This window comes from Ancylobacter aquaticus (assembly GCF_004339465.1).
GTDB classification, from domain to species: Bacteria; Pseudomonadota; Alphaproteobacteria; order Rhizobiales; family Xanthobacteraceae; genus Ancylobacter; species Ancylobacter aquaticus.
In genome coordinates this window covers 497,173-510,356 of record NZ_SMFY01000002.1, presented here as the reverse complement: position 1 = coordinate 510,356, position 13,184 = coordinate 497,173, and the positions used below count along the sequence as shown (strand labels likewise).

The window sequence follows — 13,184 nt, the reverse complement described above, 5'->3', positions numbered from 1 at the left end:
GCATCTTGCGCGCCAGACATGCTATGCCATGTTTGGGGCGCACGTCTTCATGCTTGCCCGCTCCCGGACGGGGCGCAGAGCTGAAGGCGACCGCGCCGACCTACGAGCAACAACAAACAAACGGATTAAAAAACCATGGCCGCGGAACGTTCGCAGAACCTCCAGGACACCTTTCTCAACCACGTCCGCAAGAACAAGACGCCGCTCACCATCTTCCTGGTCAATGGCGTGAAGCTGCAGGGTGTCGTCACCTGGTTCGATAATTTTTGCGTGCTGCTGCGCCGCGACGGCCACTCGCAGCTGGTCTACAAGCACGCTATCTCGACGATCATGCCCGGCCATCCGGTTCAGTTGTTCGAGCCGGACGAGACCGGCGAGAAGGGTTGATCTTGGAGCTTAAGGCCGCCCGTACGTCCCATGCCGGCCGCGCCGCCGGCCTGCCTGTCGAGAACGAAACCGCCGGCGACGCCACGCGTGTCGTGGTGATCGTGCCGCATGTGACCCGTCGCGGGGGCGGGGAGGGTGGCGTGCGCCGGTCCCCCGAGGCGCGGCTCGACGAGGCGATCGGCCTCGTCCTGGCCATTGATCTCAAGCTCGTCGGCAGCGCGCTGATAGGGCTCTCGCAGGTGCGGCCGGCGACCTATCTTGGCAGCGGCAAGGTCGAGGAAATCGCCGAGCTGGTGAAAGCGGAGGAGGCGGGGCTGGTCTTCGTCGACGCCCCGCTTAGCCCGGTGCAGCAGCGCAACCTTGAAAAAGCGTTCGCCGCCAAGGTGATCGACCGCACCGCTCTCATTCTGGAGATCTTCGGCCAGCGCGCCCGCACCAAAGAAGGCGTGCTGCAGGTCGAGCTTGCTCATCTGAACTACCAGCGCAGCCGGCTGGTCCGCTCCTGGACCCATCTGGAGCGCCAGCGCGGCGGCTTCGGCTTCCTCGGCGGCCCGGGCGAAACGCAGATCGAAGCCGACCGCCGGCTCATCGGCGACCGCATTCTCAAGATCGAGCGCGAACTGGAGCAGGTGAAGCGCACTCGCGCCCTGCACCGCGCCAGCCGCAAGAAGGTGCCCTATCCGGTCGTCGCGCTGGTGGGCTACACCAATGCCGGCAAGTCGACCCTGTTCAACCGGCTGACTCGTTCCGACGTCATGGCGCAGGACCTGCTCTTCGCCACACTCGACCCAACCTTGCGGGCGGTGCAACTCCCCACCGGCGACAAGGTGATCCTGTCCGACACGGTTGGCTTTATCTCCGACCTGCCGACCCAGCTCGTCGCCGCCTTCCGGGCGACGCTGGAGGAGGTGATCGAGGCCGATCTGATCCTGCACGTGCGCGACATGGCGCATGAGGATGCGGATGCGCAGGCGCATGACGTGAAGGGCGTGCTCGGCGATCTCGACATCGACCCCGAGGACGACCACCGGGTCATCGAGGTCTGGAACAAGATCGACCGCCTGGACGACGAGAGCCGGGCCGGCCTGTTCAACACCGCCGCCCGCCGCGAGGGCGACGCGCGCCCCATTCCGGTCTCGGCGCTTACCGGCGAGGGTATGGAGCCGCTGCTCGCCACCATCTCGCAACGCCTGTCGCGCGAGCGGATCAGCCTCGCCATTGATCTCGACGCCGCCGACGGCGGCAATCTGAGCTGGCTCTACCGGCACAGCGAAGTGCTGGAACGGCGCGAGGACGGGGAGGGGCGCCTGCATCTGGCGGTGCGCGTGCCGCCGGACCGCGCCGAGCAGATCGAGCGCCGCTTCGGCGCCCGGCGGATCGCCCGGACGGCCGAGGGCTGAGCGCCCTACTCGCTCTCCGGCGCCGCCGTCTTGAGTGCCGTCTTTGCCGCCTGCCACAGCGCTTCCATCTCAATGAGGCTGGCACCGTGGGGCGTGCGGCCTTCCTCAGCGAGCCGGTCCTCGATATAGGCGAAGCGGCGGACGAATTTCTGGTTGGTGCCGCGCAGCGCCGCCTCGGGATCGACATCGAGGTGTCGGGCCAGATTGGCCAGCGCGAACAGGAGGTCGCCAACCTCTTCGGCCGCCGCTTTTCGGTCGCCCGAGATAATCTCGGCCTCCACCTCGTCGATCTCCTCGCGAATTTTCGCCAGCACCGGGCGCACGTCCGGCCAGTCGAACCCGACTTTGGCGGTCTTATCCTGCAGTTTCACCGCGCGGGTGAGGGCAGGGGCGCCGACCGGCACGCCGTCCAGCGTGCGGCCCTGCTCCGGCTCCGGCGGCAGCCCCCGCGCGAGCCGGCGCTGTGTCCGTTCAGCTTTCTCCTGCGCCTTGATCGTCTCCCACGCCACATTGACCGCCGCCACGTCGCGGCCTCGGGCGTCGGCGAACACATGCGGGTGCCGGCGGATCATCTTTGCCGTTATGGCCTCGACCACGGCGCCGAAATCGAAGGCGTCGCGCTCCTGCGCCATGCGGGCGTGGAAGACGACCTGAAGCAGCAGGTCGCCAAGCTCGTCGCACAGATCGTCAAGGTCGCCGCGAGCAATGGCGTCGGCCACCTCATAGGCTTCCTCGATCGTGTAGGGGGCGATCGTGTCGAAATCCTGCGCCAGATCCCAGGGGCAGCCGGTCTCCGGCGTCCGCAGCGCTTCCATAATTTCCAGCAGGCGATGAATGTCGCGGGAGGGCGTCAAAATGCCGGTTCTCCGATTCGCAGAAGACATATTATGGAAAATACATTTATTCACTAGGGTAGCGATGCGCTTGAGCGTATACGTGTAACCTACTGATCTACAAAGATTTCCATTCCGTCAAAGGCTGCGCTTACGCCGTGCGGCAGTTCGCGCGTCAGCGTGGCATAGTCGAGGTCCGTGTGCAGATTGGTCAGCACCGCGCGGCGCGGCTTCATACGCTCGATCCAGGCCAGGGCCTCGCTGAGCGACAGATGGGTCGGATGCGGCTTGGGTCGCAGCGCGTCGATGATCCAGACATCGAGACCCGCGAGATAAGGCAGGCTCTCCGCCGGCAGGTCGTGCAGGTCGCTGGAATAGGCCAGCCCGCCGATGCGGAAGCCGTAGGAGATGATGTTGCCGTGAAACTGCCGGAAGGCGGTCGCTTCAACCGTCCCGCCGGGTCCATCGACGCGGATGGTGTCGCCGGCGTGGAAGCGGTGCTCGGTCAGAATCGGCGGATAGTCGCTGCCGAGCGGCGTCTGGAAGCAGTAGCCGAAGCGCTGGTGCAGCATCGCCGACGTCTCGGGATCGACATGCACGTCGATGCGGCGCCGGTGCAGGATGGTCAGCGGGCGCAGATCGTCGATGCCATGGGTGTGGTCGGCATGCTCATGGGTGAACAGCACCGCGTCGAGCCGGTCGACCCCGGCGTCGATCAGCTGCTCGCGCAGGTCCGGCGACGTGTCGATCAGCACCCGCGTCGGCTGGTCGATGCCGTCGGCGAACCGTTCCACCAGCAGGGAGCAGCGGCGGCGGCGGTTGCGCGGCTCCTTCGGGTCGCAGGCGCCCCATCCCTGCCCGACTCGCGGCACCCCGCCGGAGGAACCGCAGCCGAGAATGGTGAAGGTGAACGCCATGGGCGTGGGATGCCTCTAGGATGCGCGGGAGAACAGGCGGAAGAAATTCTGCGTCGTCAGCGCAGCGATCTCGTCGAAGGAAACGCCGCGGGCCTGCGCCAGAGTATGGGCAGTTTCCACGACATAGGAAGGCTCGTTGCGCTTGCCGCGATGGCTGTTGGGCGCGAGATAGGGCGCGTCCGTCTCCACCAGCACCCGGTCGGCCGGCAGGCTGGCGGCGATCTCGCGCAGCGGCGCGCCGGACTTGAAGGTGAGGATACCGGAGAATGAGACGTAGCCACCCAGCGCTACCGCGCGGCGGGCAAGTTCCGGCCCGGCGGTGAAGCAGTGGAGCACGAAGGCGAAGGCGCCCTTCCCGCTTTCCTCTTCCAGAATCGCCGCCACATCCGCGTCCGCGTCGCGGGCATGGATCACCAGCGGCAGGCCGGTACGTCGCGCCGCCTCGATATGCAGGCGGAACCCCGCCGCCTGCGCGTCGCGCGGGGCGGTGTCGTAGTGATAATCGAGCCCCGCCTCGCCGATGGCCACCACCTTGGGGTGGTCGGCGGCGGCGAGCAGTTCGTCCAACGTGACGTCGGCTTCCTCGCCGGCATTGTGCGGGTGGGTGCCGACCGAACAGAACACGTCGTCGAAACGCTCGGCGATCGCCCTCACCTGCCCGGAGCGGCGCACCCGCGTGCCGATTGTCACCAGCCGCCCGACGCCGGCGGCGCGGGCGCGCGCGACCACGTCGTCAAGCTCGGCGGCGAAGTCCGGAAAGTCGAGATGGCAGTGGCTGTCGACGATCATGAGGCTGCCGGCGCCTCGGGCTCGACATAGCGCGGGAACACGCCGACGGGGGCCGGCAGCGCCGTGCCGCCGGCCAGACGGCCAGCCTCGCCAAGGCTGGTAAAGCTCCGGGATGACTCGTCAATCGCAAGCAAATCCAGCAGCTTGCCGGCGCTTGTTGGGATGAAGGGCTGGGCGAGCAGGGCGACCTGGCGAACCACTTCGGCTGTCGTCCACAGCACCGTGCCGAAACGCTCGGGGTCGGACTTGCGCAATTCCCACGGCGCTGCGCCGGCGAAATAGCGGTTGGCGTCCGCCACCACTGACCAGATGGCGGCGAGCGCGTTGTGAATCTGCTGCACGTCCATCGCCTCGCGCACCTTGGCGCCCATCGCGTCGGCGCTGGCGAGGATCGCCGCATCGTCGTCCGAGAGCGGGCCGGGCGCGGGCAGTGTGCCGCCGAGGTTCTTGGCGATCATCGACAGCGAGCGCTGGGCGAGGTTGCCGAGATCATTGGCGAGGTCGGCATTGGTGCGGGCGACGATGGCGTCGTGGCTGTAGGAGCCGTCCTGGCCGAACGGAATCTCGCGCAACAGGAAATAGCGCAGCGCGTCGACACCATAGGCACGGGCAAGGTCGAACGGGTCGATCACATTGCCGACCGACTTCGACATCTTCTCCCCGCGATTATGAATGAAGCCGTGCGCGAACACGGTTTGCGGCGGCTCGATCCCGGCCGACATCAGGAAGGCCGGCCAGTACACCGCATGGAAGCGGATGATGTCCTTGCCGATGATGTGGAGATTCGCCGGCCAGTAGCGCTGGAAGCTGGCGCTTTCCGTGTCGGGGTAGCCGACGCCGGTGATGTAGTTAGTGAGCGCGTCGACCCACACATACATCACGTGGTCCGGGTCGCCCGGCACCGGAATGCCCCAGGAGAAGGTGGTGCGGCTGATCGACAGATCCTGCAGCCCGCCGCGCACGAAGCTCGTCACCTCGTTGCGACGCACCTCGGGGCGGATGAAGTCCGGGTGGGCGTCGTAATAGTCGAGCAGCTTCTGCTGATAGGCGGAGAGGCGGAAGAAATAGCTCTTTTCCTCGGTCCACTCCACCGGCGTGCCCTGCGGGCCGAGGCGCACGCCGTCCGGGTTCACCGTGGTCTCGTCCTCGGCGTAATAGGCTTCGTCGCGCACCGAGTACCAGCCGGAATAGGCCCCGGCGTAAATGTCGCCGGACTCGACCATGCGCTGCCAGATCGCCTGAGTGGAGGCGATGTGGTCGGCGTCCGTGGTGCGGATGAAGCGGTCGTAATCGACGCCGAGCAGCGCATCCATCTCCTGGAAGCGGGTGGCGTTCTTCGTCGCCCATTCCAGCGGCGTCAGCCCCTGTTTTTCCGCCGTCTGCGCCATCTTCAGCCCGTGCTCGTCGGTGCCGGTCAGGAAGAAGACGTCGTAACCGTCGAGCTTCTTGAAGCGGGCGAGCGCGTCCGAGGCGATCTTTTCATAGGCGTGGCCGATATGGGGCGCGCCATTGGGGTAGTCGATCGCGGTGGTGATGTAGAAGGCGGGTCTCACGGCGGTTTCCTGCGGGGCGGCCGGCCGGCGCGCGATCAGGGGCGCAGGGCCTCGTTGAGCGACGCGAAGATCCGGAAGACGAGGGTCTTGCGGTCGAGATTATAGACATCGGCGTCGACCGCAGCGCGGCGAACCTTCTCCCACACCTCCGGAAGCCGTGCAAGGCGCAGACGGTGCGTCTGGCGGCGCCCGGTGGCATGGTCGCTGATCCACGCCTCGACCGTGCCGACGAAGGCGTCCAGCGCCCCTCCCCGGTCGCCGGCCAGCCGCTCGCCCAGCGCGTGCAGCGATTTCGGGTCGGCATCGGGCAAGCCATCGAGCAGCACATTGGTGGCGTTGCGCACCGCGAGACCGTCGCCTTCCATCAGGCCCAGCGCCTCGCGCACGCTGCCCCCGGCGGCTGCCGCCGCCTCGGTGAAGCGGCTGCGGTCGAGCGTGGGCAGGCTGGTGCTCAGCGTCTCCAGCGCCTGCACCACCTGCTCGTCCGATAGCGCCCGTAGCGGCACCGTGCGGCAGCGCGAGCGAATAGTCGGCAGCAGCCGGCCCGGCGCGTGGCTCACCAGGAGGAACAGCGCGCGGTTGGGCGGCTCTTCGAGTGTTTTCAGCAGCGCATTGGCGCCCTGGGCGTTCATTTCGTCCAACGTGTCGACGACGCAGACTCGCCATCCGCCAAGTGCCGCCGTGGAGCCGAAGAAACTGCGCACCCGGCGCACCGTCTCGGCGGGAATCATCGAGGGCAGCTTGCCGGCATCGTTGGGGGTGCGCCGCAGCACCAGAAGGTCAGGGTGCGAGAGAGCCGCCACCTGCCGCACTGTGGGGTGGTCGGAAGCGACGGCGATCGAATGCGCCGGTGCCGCACCGCCCGAGAGCACGAAGCGGGCGATGGCATAGGCCAGCGTCGCCTTGCCGATGCCCTCCGCCCCGCCGAGCAGGAGCGCGTGCGGCATCCGCCCGGCATCCCAGGCGGTGCGGACCATGGCCTGCGCCTCCTCGTGGCCGATGAGGTGCCGGGTCTCGCGCGGTGCCGGGGCGGTGCCGAAGCGGTCGCCTTCGAGCGGGGCAGCGTCCTTCATAGGCGGCGTCTCCGGCGCGGCGCGGGCGGTTTCAGGTGGGTTGAGACCGCCTTCCAGATCGCCTCCTCCACGCCATCGACGTCGCCGCTGGCGTCGATCAGCACGCAGCGTCCCGGCTCGCTGGCGGCCAGCGCGCGAAAAGCGTCGCGCAGCGCCCGGTGGAAGCTCAGCCCCTCGCTCTCGAAGCGATCGGCATCGCGGCCGGAGCGGGCGGCGGCGCGGGCCAACCCTTCCTCGGCGGGAAGGTCGAGGATGAGCGTGAGGTCGGGCCGCGTCTCGCCCACCGTCACCTCCTCCAGAGCGGCGATGAGGCGCGGATCGACATTGCCAAGCGCGCCCTGATAGACGCGGGTGGAATCGGCAAAGCGGTCGCACACCACCCAGGCACCCCGGGTCAGCGCCGGGCGGATGGTGGCGTCGAGATGGTCGGCGCGCGCGGCGGCGAACAGCGTCGCCTCGGCCAGCGGCCCGAGCGGCTTGGCGGCGCCGGACAGGATGAGGTGGCGGATGATCTCGGCCCCGGTGGAGCCGCCGGGCTCGCGCGTGCCGATGGCATCTATGCCCGCCGCCTTGAGCCGGGCCAGCAGCCGGCGGAGTTGCGTCGACTTGCCCGCCCCCTCCCCGCCTTCAAGTGTGATGAAACGTCCGGGCGGAATCGGCTTCGCGGCGGATCTGGTCGCCGGCCCGGTAACCGCCTTGGGTGTCGCGCTTTTTTTCGCCCTCGCCCTGGCTGCCGTCGGCTCGCCCTTTGCCTTCACCGCTTCCGACTTTGCCGGCCGTTTTGCCGGAGCCTTGGCAGGCTTCCTGGCGGGCTTGTCGCTCGGATTCGCGACGGGGCTTTGGGCCGGAGCGGTCGTGGTCGCAGGCGCAGTCGTGGGCGGTGGCGTGCGGATGGGCATGCTCAGCCGGTCAGCTTGGCGTAGCCCTGACGCAGCAGGCTCACCACCAGTTCGTAGGCGCCATCCATCGCCCGGCGCCAGAGCGGGCCGGCCGGCACGGTCTCGGCCGCCATCAGCGGCACGTCGAGCGCCAGTTGTTCGCCGCGAAACACCATCAGTCGCGCGAGCTCCGCGCCCTTCTCCACCGGCGCGGGAATCGGTCCCTCGAAGCGGATGCGAGCCACCAGCTTCTCGTCGCCCTGGCGCGAGATCAGAACGCGGATTGGCCCGTCGCTGGTCAGCGGCGCCCCATTGCGCGCGCCACCATAAAGCGTTGCCTCGCCGACGATCTGGCCGGGCTCGAACAGGGTCCGCGATTCGAACGAGCGGAAGCCCCATTCGAGCAGCCGGCGGGCGTCATCCGCGCGCTCCTTCTCGCTCTTCGATCCCATGATGACGACGACGAGGCGCTGGCCGTTCTGGATCGCAGATCCGACGAGGTTGAAGCCGGCATCCTTCTGATAGCCGGTCATGAAGCCATCGGCACCGAGGCTCATGCCCAGCAGCGGGTTGCGGTTGTTCTGCCGGATCTTGTTCCACAGGAAGTCCGGCTCGCTGTAGATTTTGTAAAGGTCGGGGTAGTCGCGGATGATGTGCGCAGCGACCTTGGCCATGTCGCGCGGCGTCGTCTTCTGGTCGGGGTCGGCGAGGCCGCTCACATTGACGAACATCGAGCCGGTCAAGCCGAGTCGCTTGGCCTCCTGGTTCATCTTCACCGTGAAGGCCAGCTCATTGCCGGAAATGCCCTCGGCCAGCACGATCGCGCCGTCATTGCCCGAAGGGATGATGGCGCCGCGCAGGAGATCGCTGACCTTTATGGTGCTGTTGACGGCGGCGAACATTGTGGAGCCGCCGGAAGGCGCCCCTCCCCGCCGCCAGGCATATTCGCTCACCTTGAACTCGGCGTCCTGGGAAAGCCGTCCGGCGGTGATCTCGCCGAACACCACCGCCATTGTCATCAGCTTGGCGATGCTGGCGGGTGGGCTGGACGTATCGGCGGCGCGCTCAAACAGCACCGAGCCGCTGTCGAAATCGAGCAGGATCGCCTGCGGCGAAGCGATGTCCGGAGCGGTCTGCGCATGGCCGGGGCCCATGCCTGCGGCGAGCATGAGGGCTGCCGTCAGCCAGAGGGCCACGCGCGCTCCATCGGCGGAACGGCGGCCCGGGAACATGATGCGCAACAGGCTCACGGTCGATCCTCCCTGGCTCCGGGCAGAGTTAACAGCCGAGCGCCGCCACCGCAATGCGACAGCGACGCCGGCTTTGCCAGAACGCAGGCAGTCGGAAGATGTCAGTACAACCCGCGACCCATATCAGGCGAGCCCTCGGTGCCGGACGGGGCATAGCCCATCACCGGCTGCGCGCCGACCATCCAACCCGTCGGCGCACCGGCCGCCGGGGCGGCCGCGGTCCGGGTGGCCGGCTGCAGGCTGGCCACCTGTACGCCGCCGGTCGGCGCGGGAATGGTGGCCTTGGCGCGCTTGGTGGAGGGCGTTTGCGGGCGCGGGGCCGGCAGCGCCGCGGCTACAGCGGCGGGGCGGGGCTTGCTGGTCACACGCACCGGGGCGATTTGGACGGCAACCGGCTCAGAGTAGGCGGCTTGCGCCACCTGCTGGCCGTCGCCCGGTCCGCCGAGATCGAACGGCCGGCTCGGCGGCAGCGGCACATTGGCGGCGGTCAGGCCGCGCAGCGAACCGGCGGAAGCGACCATGACGGCGGGCGCCTCGGCGGGCTTGCCGTTCATGCGCAGGGTGGAGGCAAGCTGGATGTCGTCGGAACCCTCAAGCGGTGCCTTGCCGATATAGTCGACACGCACCCGCGCGGTACCGTTGGATTTGAAGCCAAGCATGTCGGCCGCGCGGTGGGAGACGTCGATTACCCGGTTGCCATGAAACGGCCCGCGGTCGTTCACCCGCACCACCATGGAACGGTTGTTCGACAGGTTGGTGACGCGGACATAGGACGGCATCGGCAGCGTCGGGTGCGCGGCGGCGATGGAATGCATGTCGAAGACTTCGCCATTGGCGGTCAGCCGGCCGTGGAAATCGTCGCCGTACCAGGAGGCGAGGCCCTCGGTCCGGTATTTTTTGGTCGGCTCGGTCGGGACATAGGTCTTGCCGGCGACCACATAGGGCTTGCCGACGCGGTAGGTGCCGCCGCCCTTGGGAACGGGCTGGCCGGCCGCGACGACCCGCGGACTGGCGGAAACGCCGTATTTCGGGTCGATCTTGCTCGTTAGCTTGGCGCCGCCGCCCGTGCAATTGGCAACCAGAAGGCCAATACCGCACAGGGCCGCGATCCGGCCGAACCGGACGAAGGCTCCATCTGCCGCGTGGCGACCGGAAGCATTCGCAAGAGCAGGATATTTCCCCATTCACCCCGAACCGTCTGTGAGCGTCGTCCGACCCGGAAAAACCGGAATCGCGACGAACGCACCGCACTCAAGATCTCCGGCAAGATACCGGGGATCCGACTTCGTGTCTCTCAGGAGGCTGTCCGAGTGAGGCGAAAATGCGGCGCATCGTCCGACATGGTGAACGAAGTGTAAGTGACGAAACGGCAACGACATTTTCGCGCAAATTCGATCGGTGCCAAGGCACCCCTGCCCGATTTCGGGCCCGCGCCGGCGTGCGACGTCACATCAGGCGCAACCGGCCGGTGGTGCCGACCGGAGAGGTAGATAGATACTGGATCGAGCAGCGCACCAATTCGGGCAGGCTGGTGGCGCCAAGCTTGGCCTTGAGCGCCGAGCAGGTGTTGGCAACCGTCTTGTAGCTGATGCCCAGCTCGTCGGCGATGTGGGTGTAGTCCTTGCCCTCGGCGAGCAGCGAAAGTGTTTGTAACTCGCGCGGCGTGATGTCGGCGAGCGGCGCCGTCTTGCGCGAGCCTAGCATCGCCACCTGCAAGGCGAGGTCGTGGCTCATATAGGGTTGGCCGCGCCGCACCCGTTCGAAGGCTTCCAGCAGCGCGCCGGAGGAGGTGTCCTTGAGCACATAGCCATTGGCGCCCGCTTCCAGCGCGCGGCTGGCGATGACCGGGTCGCCATGCATGGAGAAGACGAGGATGGGGGTGCGGGCATCCTGCATCCGCAGGCGGCGCACCAGCACCAGCCCGCTGAGGCCGTTGCCCTGTAGGGCGAGGTCGACGATGACCACATCCGGCTTCTCCCGACGGAACAGGCGATAGCCTGCCAGTACGGTGGAGGCCTCCAGCACCCGCTCCACGCCCGCATCCTCCAGCAGCCGGCGGCAGCCTTGGAGCACGATGGGGTGGTCGTCGATCACGAGGGCGCAGGTCATTGGGCGGCGAGCCTTTCCGGAGCGGCCGAGAGGCCGAGTTCAGCGGGGTGGGCGGGAATAATCACTTCGATTCGCGTCCCGCTCGGCTCCGCCGGCAGGATACTCCATTTGCCGCCCAGGGCGCCGATGCGCTCTTCCATGCCGATCAGCCCGAAGCCGTGCGGCGCGTCGGCGACGATGCCGGTGCCGTCATCCTCGATGGTGAGGTCGATCCGGCCCGCGCGGCGATCGGCGCGCAGGATGATGGCGATGTTGCGGGCATCGCCATGGCGCAGCGCGTTGGTCACGGCTTCCTGAATGCAGCGATAGAGCGTGATGTCGACGCTGTCGCCATAGCGCTCGGCGAGGCCCTCGGTGGACAGGGTGATGCTGCGGCCGGGAGAATGGCTCTCGAAATCGGCCACCAGATCGGCGAGCACCGCCGCCAGCGGCACATGGCCGAGCGCCATGGGGCGGATCTTGCGCAGGAGGCGCCGGTTGAGGCCCTGAATGCGGTCGAGAATATCGGTCATGGTGGCGATCCGCTCGCCCATGCGCTGGCCCAGCGCCGGCTCGGCCCGCGCGGTGAGGCGCTCGATCGATTCGAGATTGGCCCGCAGCCCGAACACGCAGGGACCGAGTTCGTCGTGGAGATCGGAAGCGATATGCCGGCGTTCGTCGTCCTGCACGCTCACCAGCCGTTCGTTCAGTCGGCCATTATCGTCGCGCGCCGCCTTCAGCGCCGCGCCGAGCGCGTTGAAGCGGTCGGCGATCAGCGCCAGCTCGCGCACGCGGGGCGGAGCGAGCCGGTGCTCGAAGCGCCCCGCCTCCAGTTCGAACATACCGGCCGAGAGGGTGCGCAGAGGCATCAACAGCCGGCCGAGCACGAAATAGAGCGCGGCGAGAATGGCAATGTTCACGGCCACCGCCAGCACAGCGAGGTCGGACATGTCCTCCCACACTTCGGCGATCTCGTCCGAGGCTTCGCCGGCGACGCGCACCTGCCCCACCCGGGCGCCATTCTCGACGATGGGGATGATACTTTCCTGGCCTTCCACCGACACCAGCCGGGTGAACCAGGCGGGTACGTCGCCCTCGTGTTCCTCTTCCTCTGCAGCCGCCGGCGCGATGTCCAGCGCGTTGCCCGCCTGATCCTCGATCCGGATGCGGACGTGGCGCAGCCGGCTGATGTGGAGTGGCAGCTGCGCCAGCGAACCGCCGGCGCCTTCCGCGCTGGCCAGGCGCTCGACCGTCTCCTGCACGAAGCGCTCGGCCACGGCGAGCGAGGACAGCATCTCGGTTTCCGTGGCGCGGCGGGCATTGGCGATGATGACGACCACGGCAAGCAGCGCGGCGCACAGATTGATGGCGACCACGGCGGCCAGCACCTGGGCACGCAGCGAGTGGCGCTGCCACCAAGCGAACGAAGCCGGGCGGGAGGACGCAGCCGGCGAAGAAGCGTCTCTGGCAGGGGTCACGGCGCGGAATTCCCAGATTTCAAGGCCGGCTCGTCAGCCAGCGCCGCCAGCGCGGCGGTGCGGTCGAGGCCCTGTGTACGCAGATTGTAATAGTGTTGGCACAGATCGCTGAAGCCCGCGCGGGACCCGTTCCCCGCGAGGGTGGAGAAATCGGCGATGATCTCGCGGGCCGTCTCCCTGATGCCGATCTCCGCCAGCATGGTTTCCAGCTGCACGGCGCGGTTCGCGATCATCCTGCCGGTTTCGCCGAAACGGCCATCAGCTTCATCAAGCACGCCGTGCCACTCCTTTGCCGCCGGAGCGTTCGCCGCGACATCGGCACCAGCGTCGCGGCTGGCGAGCCACACATCCGGGTCGGTTTCCTCGGTCGGCTGGAGCCATGTCTTGCGCGCAATGGCATCGCTTGTCGGCGCGGTGACACGCTCGCGCTTTTCCGGCTCGCTCTCACCCGGACAGCCGGCAAGAGCGAAAGCGAGCGCGGCGCTCAGCGCCAGACGCAAGAGAGAAAAGGGCGATGTGTTCATTTATACTTATGAAC

Annotated in this window: 13 protein-coding genes; 2 read left to right on the top strand and 11 right to left on the bottom strand. The window is 67.6% G+C overall.

Annotated elements, in window-relative coordinates; genetic code table 11:
* Positions 1-135: 135 nt before the first annotated feature.
* Positions 136-387, top strand: a complete 252-nt coding sequence (hfq, locus tag EV667_RS11985) for an RNA chaperone Hfq (RefSeq protein WP_013166585.1) — start codon at positions 136-138, stop codon at positions 385-387.
* On the top strand, positions 384-1,787 hold the full coding sequence (hflX, locus tag EV667_RS11980) for a GTPase HflX (protein ID WP_131835573.1): 1,404 nt from the start codon (positions 384-386) through the stop codon (positions 1,785-1,787). The genes hfq and hflX overlap by 4 nt, the downstream gene beginning before the upstream one ends.
* A 5-nt stretch (positions 1,788-1,792) precedes the next feature.
* Here hflX and mazG read toward each other — a convergent pair whose 3' ends face one another.
* The 11 genes from mazG to EV667_RS11925 all read right to left on the bottom strand — a co-directional run bounded on the left by mazG (position 1,793) and on the right by EV667_RS11925 (position 13,170).
* Positions 1,793-2,641: a nucleoside triphosphate pyrophosphohydrolase gene (mazG, locus tag EV667_RS11975; protein WP_131835572.1), complete on the bottom strand. Its 849-nt coding sequence runs from the start codon at positions 2,639-2,641 to the stop codon at positions 1,793-1,795.
* Between the two features lie 89 nt (positions 2,642-2,730).
* The gene (locus tag EV667_RS11970) at positions 2,731-3,537 is read right to left on the bottom strand and encodes an MBL fold metallo-hydrolase (RefSeq protein WP_131835571.1); all 807 of its coding nucleotides are present in this window, start codon (positions 3,535-3,537) and stop codon (positions 2,731-2,733) included.
* Between the two features lie 15 nt (positions 3,538-3,552).
* Positions 3,553-4,326, bottom strand: a complete 774-nt coding sequence (locus tag EV667_RS11965; protein WP_131835570.1) for a TatD family hydrolase — start codon at positions 4,324-4,326, stop codon at positions 3,553-3,555.
* Positions 4,323-5,879, bottom strand: a complete 1,557-nt coding sequence (gene metG, locus EV667_RS11960; RefSeq protein WP_131835569.1) for a methionine--tRNA ligase — start codon at positions 5,877-5,879, stop codon at positions 4,323-4,325. The genes EV667_RS11965 and metG overlap by 4 nt, the downstream gene beginning before the upstream one ends.
* Positions 5,880-5,914: 35 nt before the next feature.
* Positions 5,915-6,952 carry a DNA polymerase III subunit delta' gene (locus tag EV667_RS11955; protein ID WP_131835568.1) on the bottom strand — a complete coding sequence of 346 codons (1,038 nt, stop codon included), beginning with the start codon at positions 6,950-6,952 and terminating at the stop codon, positions 5,915-5,917.
* Positions 6,949-7,608, bottom strand: a complete 660-nt coding sequence (gene tmk, locus EV667_RS11950) for a dTMP kinase (RefSeq protein ID WP_245516191.1) — start codon at positions 7,606-7,608, stop codon at positions 6,949-6,951. Before tmk ends, EV667_RS11955 begins: the two co-directional genes overlap by 4 nt.
* A 245-nt stretch (positions 7,609-7,853) precedes the next feature.
* Entirely contained in the window at positions 7,854-9,080 is a 1,227-nt protein-coding gene (locus EV667_RS11945; protein ID WP_131835566.1) for a D-alanyl-D-alanine carboxypeptidase family protein, read from the bottom strand.
* A gap of 101 nt (positions 9,081-9,181) precedes the next feature.
* Positions 9,182-10,264, bottom strand: a complete 1,083-nt coding sequence (locus tag EV667_RS11940; RefSeq protein WP_131835565.1) for a septal ring lytic transglycosylase RlpA family protein — start codon at positions 10,262-10,264, stop codon at positions 9,182-9,184.
* A gap of 262 nt (positions 10,265-10,526) precedes the next feature.
* Positions 10,527-11,189: a response regulator transcription factor gene (locus EV667_RS11935; RefSeq protein WP_131835564.1), complete on the bottom strand. Its 663-nt coding sequence runs from the start codon at positions 11,187-11,189 to the stop codon at positions 10,527-10,529.
* Positions 11,186-12,646 (bottom strand): ATP-binding protein, encoded by a 1,461-nt coding sequence (locus EV667_RS11930; protein ID WP_131835563.1) that lies wholly within the window; start codon positions 12,644-12,646, stop codon positions 11,186-11,188. The genes EV667_RS11935 and EV667_RS11930 overlap by 4 nt, the downstream gene beginning before the upstream one ends.
* A complete protein-coding gene (locus tag EV667_RS11925; protein ID WP_245516120.1) occupies positions 12,643-13,170 on the bottom strand; it encodes a hypothetical protein in 528 nt (175 codons plus the stop codon). The genes EV667_RS11930 and EV667_RS11925 overlap by 4 nt, the downstream gene beginning before the upstream one ends.
* Positions 13,171-13,184 lie beyond the last annotated feature (14 nt).

Bases quoted from the DNA above. Each gene is read 5' to 3' on its own strand.
- hfq (WP_013166585.1), top strand. From the start codon at position 136: ATGGCCGCGGAACGTTCGCAGAACCTCCAGGACACCTTTCTCAACCAC.
- EV667_RS11970 (WP_131835571.1), bottom strand. From the start codon at position 3,537: ATGGCGTTCACCTTCACCATTCTCGGCTGCGGTTCCTCCGGCGGGGTG.
- EV667_RS11965 (WP_131835570.1), bottom strand. From the start codon at position 4,326: ATGATCGTCGACAGCCACTGCCATCTCGACTTTCCGGACTTCGCCGCC.
- EV667_RS11955 (WP_131835568.1), bottom strand. From the start codon at position 6,952: ATGAAGGACGCTGCCCCGCTCGAAGGCGACCGCTTCGGCACCGCCCCG.
- EV667_RS11940 (WP_131835565.1), bottom strand. From the start codon at position 10,264: ATGGGGAAATATCCTGCTCTTGCGAATGCTTCCGGTCGCCACGCGGCA.
- EV667_RS11935 (WP_131835564.1), bottom strand. From the start codon at position 11,189: ATGACCTGCGCCCTCGTGATCGACGACCACCCCATCGTGCTCCAAGGC.
- EV667_RS11925 (WP_245516120.1), bottom strand. From the start codon at position 13,170: ATGAACACATCGCCCTTTTCTCTCTTGCGTCTGGCGCTGAGCGCCGCG.